At 43.6% G+C, this 15,006-nt stretch carries 19 protein-coding genes and 1 pseudogene; 11 read left to right on the forward strand and 9 right to left on the reverse strand.

From position 1 onward, the window contains the following. Nucleotides 1–179 precede the first annotated feature (179 nt). Both QUB68_RS14130 and QUB68_RS14135 read left to right on the forward strand, forming a co-directional pair. A complete protein-coding gene (locus QUB68_RS14130; RefSeq protein WP_332993331.1) occupies nucleotides 180–2,105 on the forward strand; it encodes a type II toxin-antitoxin system HicA family toxin in 1,926 nt (641 codons plus the stop codon). Between the two features lie 46 nt (nucleotides 2,106–2,151). Beyond that, nucleotides 2,152–2,640, forward strand: coding sequence for a hypothetical protein (locus QUB68_RS14135; protein WP_332993333.1), 489 nt, complete (start codon nucleotides 2,152–2,154; stop codon nucleotides 2,638–2,640). 33 nt (nucleotides 2,641–2,673) lie between these two features. Here the strand turns inward: QUB68_RS14135 and QUB68_RS14140 are convergent, their stop codons facing one another. Further along, on the reverse strand, nucleotides 2,674–3,111 hold the full coding sequence (locus QUB68_RS14140; protein ID WP_332993336.1) for a hypothetical protein: 438 nt from the start codon (nucleotides 3,109–3,111) through the stop codon (nucleotides 2,674–2,676). A 136-nt stretch (nucleotides 3,112–3,247) separates the two neighbouring features. Between QUB68_RS14140 and QUB68_RS14145 the strand changes: the two genes are divergently transcribed. The 4 genes from QUB68_RS14145 to QUB68_RS14160 all read left to right on the forward strand — a co-directional run bounded on the left by QUB68_RS14145 (nucleotide 3,248) and on the right by QUB68_RS14160 (nucleotide 4,823). Then, nucleotides 3,248–3,607: a helix-turn-helix domain-containing protein gene (locus QUB68_RS14145; RefSeq protein WP_332993338.1), complete on the forward strand. Its 360-nt coding sequence runs from the start codon at nucleotides 3,248–3,250 to the stop codon at nucleotides 3,605–3,607. A gap of 62 nt (nucleotides 3,608–3,669) precedes the next feature. Beyond that, nucleotides 3,670–4,023, forward strand: coding sequence for a helix-turn-helix domain-containing protein (locus tag QUB68_RS14150; RefSeq protein ID WP_332993341.1), 354 nt, complete (start codon nucleotides 3,670–3,672; stop codon nucleotides 4,021–4,023). Between the two features lie 51 nt (nucleotides 4,024–4,074). Then, a complete protein-coding gene (locus QUB68_RS14155) occupies nucleotides 4,075–4,386 on the forward strand; it encodes a helix-turn-helix domain-containing protein (protein ID WP_332993344.1) in 312 nt (103 codons plus the stop codon). Between the two features lie 185 nt (nucleotides 4,387–4,571). After that, a complete protein-coding gene (locus QUB68_RS14160; RefSeq protein ID WP_332993347.1) occupies nucleotides 4,572–4,823 on the forward strand; it encodes a ribbon-helix-helix domain-containing protein in 252 nt (83 codons plus the stop codon). A gap of 48 nt (nucleotides 4,824–4,871) precedes the next feature. Here QUB68_RS14160 and QUB68_RS14165 read toward each other — a convergent pair whose 3' ends face one another. Together QUB68_RS14165 and QUB68_RS14170 are read right to left on the reverse strand one after the other, a co-directional pair. Beyond that, complete coding sequence (locus QUB68_RS14165) at nucleotides 4,872–5,684, reverse strand: pentapeptide repeat-containing protein (protein WP_332993349.1); 813 nt, start codon at nucleotides 5,682–5,684, stop codon at nucleotides 4,872–4,874. Nucleotides 5,685–5,749: 65 nt separating this feature from the next. Continuing rightward, the gene (locus QUB68_RS14170; RefSeq protein ID WP_332993351.1) at nucleotides 5,750–6,610 is read right to left on the reverse strand and encodes an Rpn family recombination-promoting nuclease/putative transposase; all 861 of its coding nucleotides are present in this window, start codon (nucleotides 6,608–6,610) and stop codon (nucleotides 5,750–5,752) included. Nucleotides 6,611–6,811: 201 nt separating this feature from the next. On the opposite strand from QUB68_RS14170, the gene QUB68_RS14175 reads away from it, so the two are divergent. Further along, nucleotides 6,812–7,639 carry a transporter substrate-binding domain-containing protein gene (locus QUB68_RS14175; RefSeq protein ID WP_332993354.1) on the forward strand — a complete coding sequence of 276 codons (828 nt, stop codon included), beginning with the start codon at nucleotides 6,812–6,814 and terminating at the stop codon, nucleotides 7,637–7,639. A 51-nt stretch (nucleotides 7,640–7,690) separates the two neighbouring features. Continuing rightward, nucleotides 7,691–8,587 (forward strand): MORN repeat-containing protein, encoded by an 897-nt coding sequence (locus tag QUB68_RS14180; protein WP_332993357.1) that lies wholly within the window; start codon nucleotides 7,691–7,693, stop codon nucleotides 8,585–8,587. A 235-nt stretch (nucleotides 8,588–8,822) separates the two neighbouring features. On the opposite strand, the gene QUB68_RS14185 is transcribed toward QUB68_RS14180, so the two are convergent. The 4 genes and pseudogenes from QUB68_RS14185 to QUB68_RS14200 form a co-directional block, all read right to left on the reverse strand. Beyond that, nucleotides 8,823–9,212 carry a type II toxin-antitoxin system VapC family toxin gene (locus QUB68_RS14185; RefSeq protein WP_332993359.1) on the reverse strand — a complete coding sequence of 130 codons (390 nt, stop codon included), beginning with the start codon at nucleotides 9,210–9,212 and terminating at the stop codon, nucleotides 8,823–8,825. A gap of 9 nt (nucleotides 9,213–9,221) precedes the next feature. Beyond that, on the reverse strand, nucleotides 9,222–9,437 hold the full coding sequence (locus QUB68_RS14190) for a DUF2281 domain-containing protein (protein WP_332993361.1): 216 nt from the start codon (nucleotides 9,435–9,437) through the stop codon (nucleotides 9,222–9,224). A gap of 154 nt (nucleotides 9,438–9,591) precedes the next feature. Beyond that, on the reverse strand, nucleotides 9,592–9,966 hold the full coding sequence (locus QUB68_RS14195; RefSeq protein ID WP_332993363.1) for a XisI protein: 375 nt from the start codon (nucleotides 9,964–9,966) through the stop codon (nucleotides 9,592–9,594). Beyond that, nucleotides 9,954–10,369: pseudogene (locus tag QUB68_RS14200) on the reverse strand (element excision factor XisH family protein). Before QUB68_RS14200 ends, QUB68_RS14195 begins: the two are co-directional and overlap by 13 nt. A 260-nt stretch (nucleotides 10,370–10,629) precedes the next feature. Between QUB68_RS14200 and QUB68_RS14205 the strand changes: the two are divergent. Further along, entirely contained in the window at nucleotides 10,630–10,848 is a 219-nt protein-coding gene (locus tag QUB68_RS14205) for a DUF433 domain-containing protein (RefSeq protein ID WP_332993367.1), read from the forward strand. 180 nt (nucleotides 10,849–11,028) lie between these two features. Next, nucleotides 11,029–12,729, forward strand: a complete 1,701-nt coding sequence (locus QUB68_RS14210) for an ABC-F family ATP-binding cassette domain-containing protein (RefSeq protein WP_332993369.1) — start codon at nucleotides 11,029–11,031, stop codon at nucleotides 12,727–12,729. A gap of 233 nt (nucleotides 12,730–12,962) precedes the next feature. On the opposite strand, the gene QUB68_RS14215 is transcribed toward QUB68_RS14210, so the two are convergent. Together QUB68_RS14215 and QUB68_RS14220 are read right to left on the reverse strand one after the other, a co-directional pair. Then, nucleotides 12,963–13,391, reverse strand: coding sequence for a hypothetical protein (locus tag QUB68_RS14215; protein ID WP_332993371.1), 429 nt, complete (start codon nucleotides 13,389–13,391; stop codon nucleotides 12,963–12,965). A 35-nt stretch (nucleotides 13,392–13,426) separates the two neighbouring features. Then, nucleotides 13,427–14,344 (reverse strand): fructosamine kinase family protein, encoded by a 918-nt coding sequence (locus QUB68_RS14220; RefSeq protein ID WP_332993373.1) that lies wholly within the window; start codon nucleotides 14,342–14,344, stop codon nucleotides 13,427–13,429. A gap of 39 nt (nucleotides 14,345–14,383) precedes the next feature. Here QUB68_RS14220 and QUB68_RS14225 point away from each other — a divergent pair, with 39 nt between their 5' ends. After that, nucleotides 14,384–14,533: a hypothetical protein gene (locus QUB68_RS14225; RefSeq protein ID WP_332993374.1), complete on the forward strand. Its 150-nt coding sequence runs from the start codon at nucleotides 14,384–14,386 to the stop codon at nucleotides 14,531–14,533. Nucleotides 14,534–15,006: the final 473 nt, after the last annotated feature.

A 15,006-nucleotide genomic window follows, 5' to 3' on the forward strand; every position in this document is an offset into this window, starting at 1 on the left:
GAAATGTTCGAGGTCGTATTGTACAACTTCTTCTAGTGCTTGTAAGGTTTGCTGGTTTCAGCGGGTTTTTATGGCTGCGATCGCCTCTTGTTGCCAACAGGCAAATAATCTGTAGCTGAAGTTATATTAGATATAGCCTTTCTCAGATTCATTTGGCTGTTTACCTTATGAAGCACATTATGAAGCAAAAACTTCCCCGGATCAACCCGACTACGCTGATTAAGAGTTTGGGTCGATTTACCCTGATCGCGACATTTTCTTTGGGTCTGGCGACTTTAAAAAACTGGGAACATTATAAAAAATATTGGCATGGCACAATCTTTGCTGTGCAAACAGTTGATTTCAATATGTTATCTCATACTTTGCCAGGAAAACTATCCTATACCTTATTGCAAGGAAATATAGAAGAATTACAACGAACTTTAGACAGTAACTATGGATTATTTGGACTGATTGTCACTGATTGCAAAATGGCTGCCAAAGATTGCCTATCCGAGCAAATTCTTTATCAATCAAAATCTTCTTTTAGGTGGACAAAGGAAATTTCATTAGCAACTTTATCAAATCATCCATACGACTTACTACAAAGTCCACCTCTGCTGCAAGCAGAGCGGCAATATGCTAAACCTCGTGATAGTAAACCCATCCCTACTGGTAGAGTTAACTCAGGAGAAATAATCGGTCGTGTGTACTATGTCCGGGGAGTACCGCCGACATTTATTGAAGATTCTAATAATTGGATTAAAGATCCATTTAAAGTAACAGGTTCCCGGACTCTTTACACATCGACAGTCGCTTTATTTTTCGTTAGTGGTTTGAGCGCGTGGATAATTATTGAGGTGGTTTTATCTGCCAAACGGAATGAGCAGCGTCTTGCACAGCAACAACAGGAACAATTGCAACGGGAAATTCAACAGATTAAGCGGCAATTAGAAGATAAAAACCAGCAAACTATCGAATTAATTAAGCAGCGAGAGAGAGGTCTTGCTGAACTGGAATCTGATCGGCAAAAACAGGAGCAAAATAAGAGAGAACTTGAAAATCAAATTGCATATTATGAAAGCGAACTGGCTTTTAAAGAACAGCAACAGCAAGAAACTGCTCAAACTTTAGAAGACTTGCAATTACTACGGCAAAAGTTGCAAGAAACGTCTCAGCGAGAATCTGAAGTAAAGCAGGAAATTAAGCTGCAATTAGAAGAAAAAAACCAGCAAACTATCGAATTAATTGACCAGCGAGATAGAGGTCTTGCTGAACTGGAATCTTACCGGCAAGAACAGCAGCAAAATAAGAGAGAACTGGAAAATCAAATTGCATCTTATGAAAGCGAACTGGCTCGTAGAGAACAGCAACAGCAAAAAGCTGCTCAAACTTCAAAAGAATTGCAATTACTACGGCAAAAGTTGCAAAAAACGTCTCAGCGAGAATCTAAAGCAAAGCAGCAGAGTGAAGAGCTCAATCAGAAAATAGTTGATTTGAAGCGCGATCTAGATTTAAGACAACAGCAATCTCGTCAGCTAGAGCAACAGTTAGAAGAAATACCTAATATTAATGAACTCACCGCCGCACTAGAAGGAGCTAGGGCAGAATTAGATCGGAGTAAGGAACAGTCAAGAGATGGGGAAAATTATTATGTGGAAGAAATTGATAGGTTAGAAAAAGAAAAAGTCCAGCTAAACAGCGAAAAAGTCCAGTTAAACAGCGAATTAGATACATCTAAAAGCAGAACTCAGTTCTTAGAAGATCGAAAGAGGCAGTTAAAAAGGCAACTCAGTGCAGCCCAAGAGAACACTCAAACATTAGAAAATACTATTGAACATCTAAACGTTCAGCTTCAAAATCTGTCGCAAAATTCCCATTCAGGTATACCTTGGAATCAATTGCCAAGAATTTCAGGCAGAAGAGCTATCGGGTCTTTAGAACGTTTGGGATTCATCAGGCAAGATAGGGGGGGTGGCAGTCACGTTGTTCTCAAACGGGTTCGGGTTGTACAGCAAATAGATAGTTGTAATGTGCCACTCCATGATGAATTAGCTTCTGGGACATTAGCTAATATTCTTGGCCAAGCAAATGTCACCCTAGAGGAGTTTAAAAATAATTTATGACCATGTTGAATCTGAAAAAAATAATTTTAATGGAGTTTAATAGGAAATGAAATTTAGGGTACTCGAAACACTAATTGCTAGTTCTATTCTTTTATCAATTTCATCCTTGTCATCTGCTCAAAGTAATCAACAAGGTTCTACAATTTTGCCCACAGGAACTTACTACTCTCAAGGAACCATGTTCAATAATTCCCGCAGAGAAATTGCACATAAAAACAATAGAATCTGTATTAAGATTGTCAAGGGCCCTGCAAATCCTTACAAGGGAGTGGAAGATATCACAATTAGCAGCGTGTCTTTTCAAAAGGGGAAATTCTATATTGATGCTACCGGAGAAGAGTTAATCTTAGAAAAAAATGGAAAAGTAATAAATAGTGGTCGTGGTGGTGTATGGGAGTATAGAGGCACCTCACCAGAACCCAGGAGTCAACCTATACAGGCTCAAAAAATGGCAGAGTGTGTAGCGGCTCAAGGACGATATGTACAGAAGATGCAAGGAATATCCATCTCAGGAATCGATTTTCCCAAGTATTAACCATGATCAACATAGGTGGGGGTTAATGGGGGACTAGGCGCAAGCTAGGCTGAGCCTTTGTTCTCTGATGACTTGGCGGATGTGGTTGAGTAGGGCTTCCCAAATTGCGTCGGCGATCGCGACTGGATACTTGAAATGTTCTAGGTCGTATTGTACAATGATTTCTAGGGGCGCTAGGGTTTGCTGGTTTCTACAACTGGCAATTGTGGCGATCGTCTCTTTTTCCCATCTGGCAAATAGTCTGTAGCTGAAAAAGGAACTGCATTTTTGCCCTTTCTTGTTGAGGTAAACGACTATTACTTGATGTTGTTTGGGGTAAACTTTGACGATGCGGTTGACGGGCATTCTCAGAGCTTCGGCGGCTTCCGTTTTGGAAATTTGCCAGCACTGGGGTTTGAGCCAACCGGAGGCTGTGAGGCTTTGACGGTTGCGACGTGAGTTGTGAGTGTTTTGGCTGCGTCTTTTGGTCATTTTTGCTTCCCCTGAATTTATAACAATAGAATTATAATCACAAATCTATTTACAGATTAACAGGTAAAATTTTTGCTGTCAAGCAAGAAAGACAATTTTGTTGGTAGATAAGTAAACTAGGAGTTGTGTTTATCTGGTGACTAATACTGTGGACGCAGAAGCTAGGAAAAAACTTGTTGAGGTTGTGAAGCTAGCCCGTGGCTCCCTGAGTTTTAGCGCTTTTGGTAGGCTATTGGGAGTCTCTGGGTCTGCTGTTCAGTATTGGGAGAAGGGACAGGTACTCCCGGATACGAAAAATTTGACTCAGATTGCCGCAAGAGCAGGCTTCACTATGGAAGAGTTGATGGCTCATCTTGAAGGTAGGCCGGTGCAGGAACCCGACAATACCAACGAGTTGCTTAAGAAAATTCAATGTATGCCCATAAGTGAGCTAGCGGTGATTGTTCGAGCCGGTGTGGAGCGGTTGGCTGCTGCTGCTGAGGTTTCTGGGAATTAGGGCTGGAATCGAAATCAATTGGGCGGTAAACTGGGAGTTGTGTTTCTCTGGTGACTGATACTGTGGACGCAGAAGCTAAGAAAAAATTGATCGAGATTGTCAAACTAGCTCGCGGTTCTATGAGTCAGCGTGGATTTGGCAAGCTTCTTGGGGTATCTGCGACTGCGGTTCAGTTGTGGGAAAAAGGTCAGAGTATCCCAGATACAGAAAATTTGGCTCAGATTGCTGTGAGGGCAGGGTTTACGATGGAAGAGTTGCTTGCTCATCTGGAAGGCAAGCCCATGCGTGAGCCCGTAGATACTAACGATCTGCTGAAAAAAATTCAATGTATACCGATCAGTGAGTTAGCCGTCGTTGGTAGAGCGGTGATGGATAGACTCGCGGCGGCTGCTGAGTCGTCTGGAAAATATAGTTGATGTATCAGTTGGCAAGTAGACTGGTAGAGACGGTTGAGTAACCTTTGAGCCGTGAACATCGAAAATAGAGAAAAACTTAGTGAAATTATCAAAACAGCGCGCGGAACAATGAGTCAGCGAGCGTTTGGTAAGCTTTTGGGCGTTTCCGCTACCGCTGTTCAGCTTTGGGAAAGGGGCGATACGGTTCCCGATACTGAAAACTTGGCTAAGCTCGCTGCGAGATCGGGTTATACGCTGGAAGAATTTCTGAGATTGTTGGATGGAAAACCTGTCTCAGACCCGTTAGATACCCAACAGATTATTAATAAAATCAAGTTCTTGCCTTTAACTCAGGTGGCGGCGATTGTTCGAGCTCGCGCGTGAGCGGCTGGCGGCGGCGGCTGAGGTTTCTGGAGATTAAGGCTGGAATCGAAATCAATTGAGCACTAAACTGGTGTGGAGCGGCTGGCTGCTGCTGTGTCTTCTGGGAAGTGTGGTTGATGTAGGCAGACATGTTTAATTGCAGGTACGATCGATACAATGATAAATATCCTAAATCTGTGTTGACGATGAATGTTATTCTTGCCATACCAGAAGACCTGCAAACCTATATTGAGGCTCAAATTCAGGCAGGGGCTTATGCGAGTGCGGTAGAGTATTTTCTAGATTTGGTGCAGCAAGATCGCCTGCGAAAACAGGCACAAGCCAAACTAGAAGGTTTACTACAAGAGGGTTCAGACTCGGAGGGAGAACTCGTGACGGCTTCGTACTGGCAGAATTTGCGGGCATCGGTTTTGGGTGGCGAGTCTAAACCAGTATGAGCGATCGCCGATCGATACAGGAATACGTCTTAACTAAATGCACTCGCCCTATGCCTGACTCAATACGTCTAAAAACTCTTGTACAATGCGATCGGCTTCTTCTGTACATCTGTTAGCGTCGCAATAGTGGATGATGCGGATGCCGTGGGATGCAAACTGCCGATCGCGCGTTTGATCTTTTTCTGTATCGGGATGCGATATTTCCAGAATACCCCATTTGCCTTGGTGGAAGATGAGGAAGTCGGGTTCTTGGTTTTGTCGGCCTGCGGGTGTTGTCAGTCGGGCTTTGGAGTTGGGGAAGAAAAGGGCGGAAGTGCGATCGAGTGCTTCGGCAATTTTCACTTGTTCTTCGCAGCGAAAACACAAATCATTCCAGTGATAAAGGCGTTTTTCTGTGTTAGACAAAATCCCCTGATTATGCCCGTCTTCAGCCTTGATAATTTCATCTGATGTTGTCTGATTATTATCAGATATAATTGCACCGTGCAAATCTGCTGACGAATCGGATTCACTTAAGTTTACGAATAATACTCTGGCTCCGCTTAAGTTAGCGCCGCTGAGGTTTACTCCAATTACTTGAGTTCGATGTACTGTCACTTGATGTCGTCGCAAGTATCGCTTAAAAAAAGAGCGTAAATTATTTTTTTTTACCTTTGCATCAAAAGCCTCTGAGAGTTGTTTCCAGAGTTTAGCCGCCAGCGCTTTTATGTATTCATCATTATATTGAGAGAGTTGAGAAATTTCCTCATAGGAACATCTGCCTTCCCAGCATTGTCTAAAGATTAGCTCTTGCACGTCGTTTAATTGTTCAGCGTCATCTAGGACTGTTTCGACAATGGCGAGAGCTTCATCGACAGTCATGGGTTAAGTTTCCTTAAAGTATATATCTGGTAATTTTTTGAACATATCCGACTATGTTTTACCAACTAAGGCTGGCGTTCATTCAACCAATTGGTTAAATCTGCTGCTTCTGAAAAGTCGAGCAGCGCCTCTCCTAAATTCTCTAATTCTTCTACGGATAAAGTCTGAATTTGCTCGCTGATTTCAGGAGCGATCGCACCGATGCGCCGAGTCAACTGGCGAGTGAGGAAGGACAGCGCCTCATCTTTCCTTCCTTCAAGGAGACCTAATTGTCTTCCTTCAAGGAGGCCATCTTCGCGAATTTCTTGGTAAATGACAGAACCGCGCATAGTTTCCTTCCTAAATAGTTGTCTGATTAAGTCTTTTTCAAATCTCAAACCTGCGAGCACTTGGGTACAAGCGAGTAAATCCGCTTGCTGATTAGGTTCTTCGATTATAGCAATCTGAGTAGCGATTTGCTCTAACAAAGTTCGCGGGGAGTTGGTTTGAGATAGTGTCGCCAGCGGGAGTAGGCCGGGGACGGATAGCAGTAAAGCGGGGTCTTGTTCCCACAGGCGAATAACTCGGTAGCCGTGTCGGGTGTTCGCGTCTGTGTACTCGGATACAAAAACTTGTTCTGAGGCTGTTTGCTGCAAAAAAATTACTACTTGATTGATGTCACAGGAGTATTGCCGTTTCAGCCTGATGTAGTAGTCTAGCATCCTGAAGGCGATCGGCGGGTCGGAGTAGGGTCGGGTTTCAAATTCCAGATGGAGGATTTGGCGATCGGTTTGGAGGAATACGAGAGAATCGGCGCGGATGGGTTCTTGGATGAGTTCGGTTTTGAGTACCTGAATGTTGGTGGGTTCGTCAATGGGTAGCAGCCAGCGGATGAAGGCGGCGGGGAATTTTTCGGCTAGGTATTTGCAGGTGTTGTCGTAGGCCAAGGAAGTTGGGTTGTGAGGGGTGACTAGAAGAGTTTAGCTCTAGCGGCATCTACCTGAGAGGGGATTTTAGGGCGATTTGGGAAAGTAATCACTTTTTATCACTTTTTATCACTTTTTGTCACTGACAAGGCTGAGATCGTGTTGGTAAACTATTTTACTAATAGCTAGCGAGCACTGATTCACAAGTAACAATATAACATAATGAATAAGCAATTCAAGCTGATACTTATAACATCTAGCATCATATATGCTGTGCTTTTTTCTACGGCAAGCTGGGCGCAGACTGTCTTGCAAGAAATTCAGCAAACAGGAGTTTTAAAAGTTGGGATTAGAAAAGATGCTGTGCTTTTTGGCTATGAAAGTTCAGGAAGTTGGACAGGCTATTGTGCAGGCTTTGCCAATGCTCTAGCAAGTAGTCTCAGCAAACAAATGAATACTTCTATTAGTGTCAGAGCAGTTACATCTACGCTCCCAACCCGCGAGGGAATAGTTCGAGATGGCACTGTACATATTGAGTGTGGGCCAAATACAATTAGTCGCGAAAAAGAAGTACAGGAAAACATTAAATATTCACAGCCTTTTTTTGTCACGGGGACGCAATTTCTTGTAAGGACAGCAAACAAAAACACGAACTTGAAAAATGCGAGGCTCGGTGTACTTCGAGGATCAACCAATATACGTTCAGTTACCCAAGCATATTCAGAAGCTGAAATTCAGCAATTTTCAGACAGAAGTGAGGGTGTAAGTGCTGCAATGAACGGTCAAGTTACCGCATTTGCTGGAGATAGCATTCTTTTGATAGGAGAAGCTGTGAGACAGGGAGTGCCGCTCAGCGCTTTTGAGATAGTACCGAACCAACCTTTATCTTGTGACTTTTATGGAATGATACTTCCTACTAATGACACTCAGTGGCAAAGTACAGTGAACTCTTTTATTGGTAGCAGTCAAGGACTACAGGTTTGGAGGACTTGGTTTGGAGGTTTCGGGTCTTATTTAAAGGGAACGCTTGACTATTGCAAGAGCAGATAAATCAAAGGGTTTGGTGTTTCTAGCTTCAAATGTATTATTAAGGGGGAAGTTATGAGCGAACAAGGAGTAGTCAGAGCAATAGTAAGCGGATTAATAGTAGCTGTTGTAGGATCGTCTATCCATATTTTTCAGAAAGAAATTAAGCAATGTATTGGTTTGGAAGTCGGTTTCTGCCCTCTAACAAGTGAGATTACATACGAGGGTGGTGCTAGATATAAGGGTGAGACTTTAAATGGTAAGCCAAATGGTAAAGGAGTATTTATTCCTGCTAATGGCGGTCGCTATGAAGGCGAGTTTAAGAACGCAACATATAATGGTAAAGGTGTGTTAACTTATGCGAATGGCAATCGTCATGAAGTGGAGTGGCAGAATAATAAAGCGAATGGTAAAGGCGTGTTCACTTATCCAAGTGGCAATCGCATAGAAGGAGAGTGGAAAGATGATAGTTACGTCAAGGGAGTATATATTTACAAAAATGGCGATCGCTATGAGGGAGACTGGAGCAAAGATGGAACAAAAATGAATGGCATAGGGACTTTAACTTATGCTGATGGCCGTGTTTATGTAGGTGAGTTTCAAGACGGCGAGATAAATGGTAAAGGGAATATGACTTTCCCTAAAGACGAGAAGGAAAAAAGCTATGACGGTTATTGGAAAAATGGCAAATATAACGGTTTGGGTACTATGATTTGGTACACTGCCGGTCGGTATGAAGGCCGCTGGCTTGAGGGAAAGCTTCATGGCTACGGAGAATACACTTGGCCTGATGGCGATCGCTATGAGGGTTGGTGGCAGAATAACAAGAGACATGGTTCAGGAGTAATGATAGATTCTGATGGCACTCGTAAAGAGCAATCTTGGAATAATGGTAAATTACTTCAATTACCAGCAAATCCTCCAACAGAGTTTTTACCAAGTGCTTCACCAAGTGCTTCACCAAGTCCTTGATAATAAAGAGTATGTGCTTGAATTACGATCGCACTTCTCTCCTCACTTCTTCCGCACCTTGTCTAATTGCTTACAAAAAGGCTGTTGAAGTGCGATCGCCCTTTCGTCAATTCCCAACAAACACAAAAGCACGCGCGGCGAAGCTATCCCGTAGGGAATCGCCCTCCCACTCAAATCACTCAGATCATCTCCGGTTGCAAAGAAACGCTAAATCTTTCTACAATTTATCTCTAACTTACCAAATCGTCTGAATATCTGCTGCCTGAATCTTAGAATCACAGCTAACCAATGGCAGATGCAAATAAAAAGCAGTAGCCGTAATAATGCGATCGGGCATATCGGGTACAACATTTCGTGGAATTTGGGAAATTGCCTGAGCAATTTCTAAAGATAGCGGCACCACCAACCATTTAGTATTAACATCAGCTAAGGCTTGAATTAACCGATCTAGAGCCACTAGTGGTAACTTTCCTTTTTCGTTCAAGTAAATAATTTCTACAACAGAAATCGAAGCCACATAAACCGACTCTGCCCCCTCGATTGCTGCTAAAGCAGTAGCCGATAAATTCCCCGATTTCAAGAAATACCAAACAATAGCATGGGTATCTATCACAACTGCGCTCATAGAGGAAACTCATAAAGGAAAATTCCCCCACATTTCTTCACGGACTTCGGCAATATCCAGCGCTGTAATTTCAATATCCAGATCGCTCCACAACCCGTACAAACTACGCTGAGGTTGTTTCGGAGTAGACTTTTGCTTGAGAAACTGCACGAAGTTTAGAACTTCTTGCTGTTGCTCAGGCTGCAATTCCCGTAAATTTTCTAATACAGCTTGTTCAATTGTCATTATTTTTACTCCCCATTCATCTCTATTCAAAAGGATGTCGCCAACGTTCATGGCTACCTTTGCCACGCTTCGGTAGATAAACAAACCCTTTACGCGCAATCTCAACTTTCAACTGTCGAATCTTCCTTGGCATGGATTTTGTCTACAGTTCTCCTCATTTATAACATTCTTCGGCTGCCATCGGCATTTCGCTACAAGGCAGTCCATAAGCAGTATAGGGTCTAACATCAGGCGGTTGAAGCCCCAAAACAATTGATTCGGGAGGAATACCCGCTGCAACTAACTCCTCAGCAATCAGGCGATCGGTATTATTGGCTTGAATCCACACCTGACCGTCAATAATATCAATATGAATCACACAATGGTGAATCCGCTGCTCCTTAGACCAACCTATATTGATGAACATATAGCGGTCATTTTCCACATCAAAAATTGTTGCGTTTTGCGTCCCGCTGTCAAAAACGGGAATCTCAGCGTATTCAGTAACAAGCTGCTTAACAAGTTTGCGATAATTATTTAAGCTATCCATTGTATTATTTCCTCTGTTTCTGGGTTGAAAACAACAAGATTTAGGCGGTTATTATCTAGCAATATCTGACCAAATTTTTCTCCTTCAAAAAGCTCGGTAAAGGCATTTAGTGGAATTGCAAGATACAGCTTTCTTTCTGATTCTGTCCGTTTTAAGATGTCATAGTAAAGAGTGTATTCACCCAAAGCTTGCTCTAAATCGGCAACTCTAGATTCTCTGATAAAACTTTTAACTTCAACGGCTATCTTGCGCTCACTGTTCTCCGCAGCTAATAGCTGTTCGGCACCCAGATCGATAGGTTTCTCTTCGCCCAAGCCAAGGGATACGGATCGTGGGTAATTGTCCATCCAGCCTTAATTAGGGCTTGTTTGACAACTTGATGATAACGGTCTTTTGCAGGCACGATCGCTCTCTTTTGTAGTCAAGGTTGATACTGACTATTGTAATGTATTGCATCAACTACAACACAATCAAGCGCGGGCGATCGCCTAAATCATCGCCAGTGCGATCGCCCGAACGCAAGTCACAAGTCTCCAAGCATAAGAAGAATTAGAAAGTGCGATCGCCCTCCGACTCAAATCAGTCACCCAGCTTCCGACAAGCAGCAATTAAGCGTTTCGAGTTAAAATTGAGACAATATTCACTCCTACAGGCTAGATTGTGATGGTATCCACATCCCGCATTGTCCATAGCGACCCCGACATATTGGGAGGAACTCCAGTTTTTATTGGTACAAGAGTCCCAATGAAAATCTTGCTTGATTATCTTGAAGCAGGTGACTCACTCAATGAGTTTCTCGACCATTTCCCCAGCGTCAGTCGCCAACAGGCGATCGCAGCCCTTGAATTAGCATCCGACAAAGAAACCGGGTTTTTTAGCTAATCTGTCGGTTACAACGAAGTATTTTCCTAAAAAAACCCGGTTTCTGGGCCCCCATGCGTAACTCCCACCAAATCAAAATCTGGCAATACGCTAAAAATCTTTAAAATTTGTTAAGATTAACACGACCTCAGCGCCGGCATCCGATCCGCCGCTAAACCCCTCTTCCCCAGCCCCACAACAATGCTGCGACTCGAACACATCAGTAAAATTTATCCCACAGGCGTCGTACTCAAAGATGTCACCTGGGAAGTCAAACCAGGCGATCGCATCGGCTTAGTAGGCGTTAACGGTGCCGGCAAATCCACCCAACTCAAAATCATCGCCGGCGAAATCGAACCCACCGCAGGCGAAGTCATTCGCCCCGCCAGCCTCCACATCGCCTACCTCTCCCAAGAATTTGAAATCGATCCCACCCGTACCGTCAAAGAAGAATTTTGGCGCGCCTTCAGCGAAGCCAACGAAGTTCACGAATCCTTGATGGAAGTCCATCGAGATTTGGAACACTCCACCCCAGAAAATCTCGACGAATTGATCCACAAAATGGATCGCTTGCAAAGACAATTTGAAGGCTTAAATGGCTACGGTTTGGAAGCCCAAATTGAGAAGATTTTACCAGAAATCGGATTTGAGCAAGAAGATGCCGATCGATTAGTCAGCGCATTCAGCGGCGGCTGGCAAATGCGGATGAGTTTAGGTAAAATTCTCCTCCAAAAACCCGATATCCTGCTGTTAGACGAACCTACCAACCACCTCGACTTAGAAACGATCGAATGGCTGGAAGATTACCTCAAAGGGCTGACTACCCCAATGGTAATCGTATCCCATGACCGCGAATTTCTCGATCGGCTCTGCACCCAAATCGTCGAAACCGAACGCGGCGTTTCCAGCACCTACCTCGGCAACTATTCCTCCTATTTACTGCAAAAAGCAGAAGCCAGAGAAGCCCAACTCAACGCTTACGAAAACCAGCAAAAAGAACTCGACAAACAGCAAGCATTCGTTGAAAAATTCCGTGCCAGCGCTACTCGCAGTACCCAAGCGAAAAGTCGCGAGAAACAGTTAGACAAAATCGAACGCATCGAAGCGCCCACGGGCGGATTGAAAACTTTGCATTTCCGGTTTCCTCCCGCACCTCGCAGTGGCCGCGAAGTAGCCATAATTGAAAACTTAGTGCACACCTACGGTGACAAAATCCTATTTTTGGGAGCAGATTTATTAATTGAAAGAGGCGATCGCATCGCCTTTCTCGGCCCCAACGGCGCAGGCAAATCTACCTTGCTGCGAATGATTATGGGTTTAGAAACGCCCACCGAAGGCACTGTCAAATTCGGAGGCCACAACGTCATCCCCGGTTACTTTGAACAGAATCAAGCCGAAGCCTTAGATTTGAATAAAAGCGTGATGGCAACGATTCACGACGAAGTTCCAGACTGGAAAAATGAAGAAGTTCGGACTATCTTGGGGCGTTTTCTGTTCACCGGCGAAACAGTATACAAAAACGTTAGCGCTTTGAGTGGCGGAGAAAAAGCCCGTCTAGCTTTGGCAAAGATGCTGTTGACTCCCGTGAATTTGCTAATTTTGGACGAACCGACAAATCACCTCGACATTCCCGCGAAAGAGATGATGGAAGAGGCGATTAAGAATTACGATGGCACGGTAATGATCGTTTCGCACGATCGCTATTTCATCTCTCAAGTCGCCAACAAAATAGTCGAAATTCGGGATGGAGAGTTTCGCCCTTATCTCGGAGATTACCACTACTATCTCGATAAAATAACTGAAGAGAAAGAACTAGCCAAGTTCGCCAAATTTGAAGCTGAAAAAAACGCTAAAAAAGCGGAAAAGGAAGCCAAGAAAAAAGCGACTGCTAAGCAAAAGTAAGCTCTAGTTGTAGGGACACGGCAGTGCCGTGTCCCTACGGTAGCTGTAGGGTGCAGATACATCGAAATTCCTTAAAGTCGATCGACAATCTCACAGCGACGCACCTTAATTGAGAAAAACTATATTAGTTAAACTACCACTTGTGGGAGTGCGTCGCTATCAGATATTCGATTTGGTTGAAAGATTGTGGAGGGCGACGCACCCTACAGCATCTAAATGAATGAACGCTTTTCTTAGCGATCACCTCGGCCGCGTAATTTTTGTTTAAAGAATGGCTTCTGGAAAGTAAGACACTGCTGCAAATCGTCATCTAAATTTCTAGGAAAACCATAATCTGCTACATACTTACTTAACTGATTTATCGGGCCGAATAAGACAGTATCTGTATCTTGTTGCAACAGAAATGTACCATCAAATCCGTTGATTTTGTAAAAGTTTTCGCGCTTACTATCCGCCGTAACGGAAGCCACAGTAACTCCGTTAGAAGAAAAGCCTTTGAAGCAGATTCTATTTTGTTTTTTAGCAATTTGAATGTATCGAGAACCGCCGCCGTGATAGACTCCCACCTGTAAGGGTAAAGCAGCTAAAGCATTCTCAGCCCTGATGCTGCTCAAAAACAAAACTATAAATCCCAATTTGGTGCAACAATGCCAAAACTTCATTTTTGATTCCGTCTAATTCAGCTAATATTGAAATCTTAACCCAAAATTCTATTAATCATTTGATTTGCCTGCGACTCGTAACTCCCGCCAAACAAATTAAAATGATTCAAAACATGATATAAATTGTAAAAAATTTTGCGTTTTTCATAGCCAGAATCCAGCAACCAAACCTCATTATAACCTCGATAAAACGCTGCGGAAAAACCTCCAAATAGTTCCGTCATCGCAATATCAACTTCTCTATCGCCCCAATAAGCAGCCGGGTCAAAAATTACTGGTTCCCCCGCCGAAGTTACCGAGGCATTTCCTCCCCACAAATCCCCGTGAACTAGGGAAGGTTGAGGTTTATAACCCTCCAATAACTTGGGAATAGCTGCTAGCAAGCTTTCCCCTCGACTGAAGTTTCCGCCCCGATTACTAGCCAATTTCAACTGATAACCAATCCGATGTTCTGCCCAAAATTCTGCCCAGTCAGCAGTCCAGTTATTAATTTGAGGCGTTGAGCCGATCGCATTATTAACACTCCAACCAAAACGTCCCTTCAGCAAGGCAGAATCAACCTCTTCTCCTCCCCTTAGCAAGGGGGGGCTGGGGGGGGTGTATTTGTGCATTTCAGCCAGTTTCCGCCCCATCTCTGCCCAGGCTATCTCACCCCCGGCACCTCGCAAATCCAGCCATTCCAATACAATATAAGCAGAATTGCCCTCAGTTCCCCAGCAAATCGGTTGAGGAACGCGAATCGTCTGGGTTTCCGCCATTTGCTGCAAACCCAGCGCCTCAGTTTCAAACATCGCGACTTGGGAAGCTTGATTGATTTTCGCGAAATAATTGCGGGAAGTGCTGCTGATAGCATAGCCTTGATTGATGCAGCCACCGCTGACAGAACGGCGATTGTCGATGGAAAAGCTCTCTCCCGTTGTTTCAGAGATGTGTGCTGCAATTTTGTCCCACATGGCATCAAATGGTTTTGAGGGCGATCGGAATTAGTTTATATGACTGCCGACACTTTACTGTTGATATTTTTAGTTAATTTGTCGATCGAATTTTCGCTCCGGGCAGCCATAACTCACGCCAGCCTCAAGTATTATATGGGTGAACTGGTGTTAAGGGCGATCGTAGAGGGTAAAGATTCAGCCATCTAAATTACTCAGGAGAAAACTCTGCTTATACCATTTCTAAAAAGTATTGATACATAGAAATTAGAGAATCTCATTTGTAGGGAAACGGCATTGCCGTGTCCGGCGGGGGTTATTGCAAATCATAGATAATTTGTATAAAATGAATAATTGTAGCAAGACCTTTTTAAATTGGTATTAGCCTCATATCATGTCCTGTTCATTGTTTGATGGAAAATCTCATAGGGGCGATTTCACCCCCTGGTCTTTGATTTCCGTCATCAGCGACTTAAACCCGCTCGGTTCACACGCAAAAGACCTCTTGCAGAAGTCCTTGATAATATTTTAAATATTCTCTTGAATAATCGGCTAAAAAAAACAAAGCCCCGCTCTGAATATCAGAAAGGGGCTTGGTTTATTTTTAATAGAATCCCAGGCATCGAGCTATTTTCTCAGGCAGTGACCCGCCAAATATCTTCGCCACCGCAGCGTTTAACAAC

The sequence above is a fragment of the Microcoleus sp. A006_D1 genome (genome assembly GCF_036702805.1).
In the GTDB taxonomy this organism is placed as follows: Bacteria; Cyanobacteriota; Cyanobacteriia; order Cyanobacteriales; family Microcoleaceae; genus Microcoleus.

What these genes read in the sequence shown, in the direction of transcription:
- QUB68_RS14160 (WP_332993347.1), top strand. Translation starts at nt 4,572, where the DNA reads ATGAATGTTATTCTTGCCATACCAGAAGACCTGCAAACCTATATTGAG.
- QUB68_RS14180 (WP_332993357.1), top strand. Translation starts at nt 7,691, where the DNA reads ATGAGCGAACAAGGAGTAGTCAGAGCAATAGTAAGCGGATTAATAGTA.
- QUB68_RS14220 (WP_332993373.1), bottom strand. Translation starts at nt 14,344, where the DNA reads ATGTGGGACAAAATTGCAGCACACATCTCTGAAACAACGGGAGAGAGC.
- QUB68_RS14205 (WP_332993367.1), top strand. Translation starts at nt 10,630, where the DNA reads ATGGTATCCACATCCCGCATTGTCCATAGCGACCCCGACATATTGGGA.
- QUB68_RS14195 (WP_332993363.1), bottom strand. Translation starts at nt 9,966, where the DNA reads ATGGATAGCTTAAATAATTATCGCAAACTTGTTAAGCAGCTTGTTACT.
- QUB68_RS14225 (WP_332993374.1), top strand. Translation starts at nt 14,384, where the DNA reads ATGACTGCCGACACTTTACTGTTGATATTTTTAGTTAATTTGTCGATC.
- QUB68_RS14165 (WP_332993349.1), bottom strand. Translation starts at nt 5,684, where the DNA reads ATGACTGTCGATGAAGCTCTCGCCATTGTCGAAACAGTCCTAGATGAC.
- QUB68_RS14130 (WP_332993331.1), top strand. Translation starts at nt 180, where the DNA reads ATGAAGCAAAAACTTCCCCGGATCAACCCGACTACGCTGATTAAGAGT.
- QUB68_RS14215 (WP_332993371.1), bottom strand. Translation starts at nt 13,391, where the DNA reads ATGAAGTTTTGGCATTGTTGCACCAAATTGGGATTTATAGTTTTGTTT.
- QUB68_RS14190 (WP_332993361.1), bottom strand. Translation starts at nt 9,437, where the DNA reads ATGACAATTGAACAAGCTGTATTAGAAAATTTACGGGAATTGCAGCCT.
- QUB68_RS14210 (WP_332993369.1), top strand. Translation starts at nt 11,029, where the DNA reads ATGCTGCGACTCGAACACATCAGTAAAATTTATCCCACAGGCGTCGTA.
- QUB68_RS14185 (WP_332993359.1), bottom strand. Translation starts at nt 9,212, where the DNA reads ATGAGCGCAGTTGTGATAGATACCCATGCTATTGTTTGGTATTTCTTG.
- QUB68_RS14140 (WP_332993336.1), bottom strand. Translation starts at nt 3,111, where the DNA reads ATGACCAAAAGACGCAGCCAAAACACTCACAACTCACGTCGCAACCGT.
- QUB68_RS14135 (WP_332993333.1), top strand. Translation starts at nt 2,152, where the DNA reads ATGAAATTTAGGGTACTCGAAACACTAATTGCTAGTTCTATTCTTTTA.
- QUB68_RS14175 (WP_332993354.1), top strand. Translation starts at nt 6,812, where the DNA reads ATGAATAAGCAATTCAAGCTGATACTTATAACATCTAGCATCATATAT.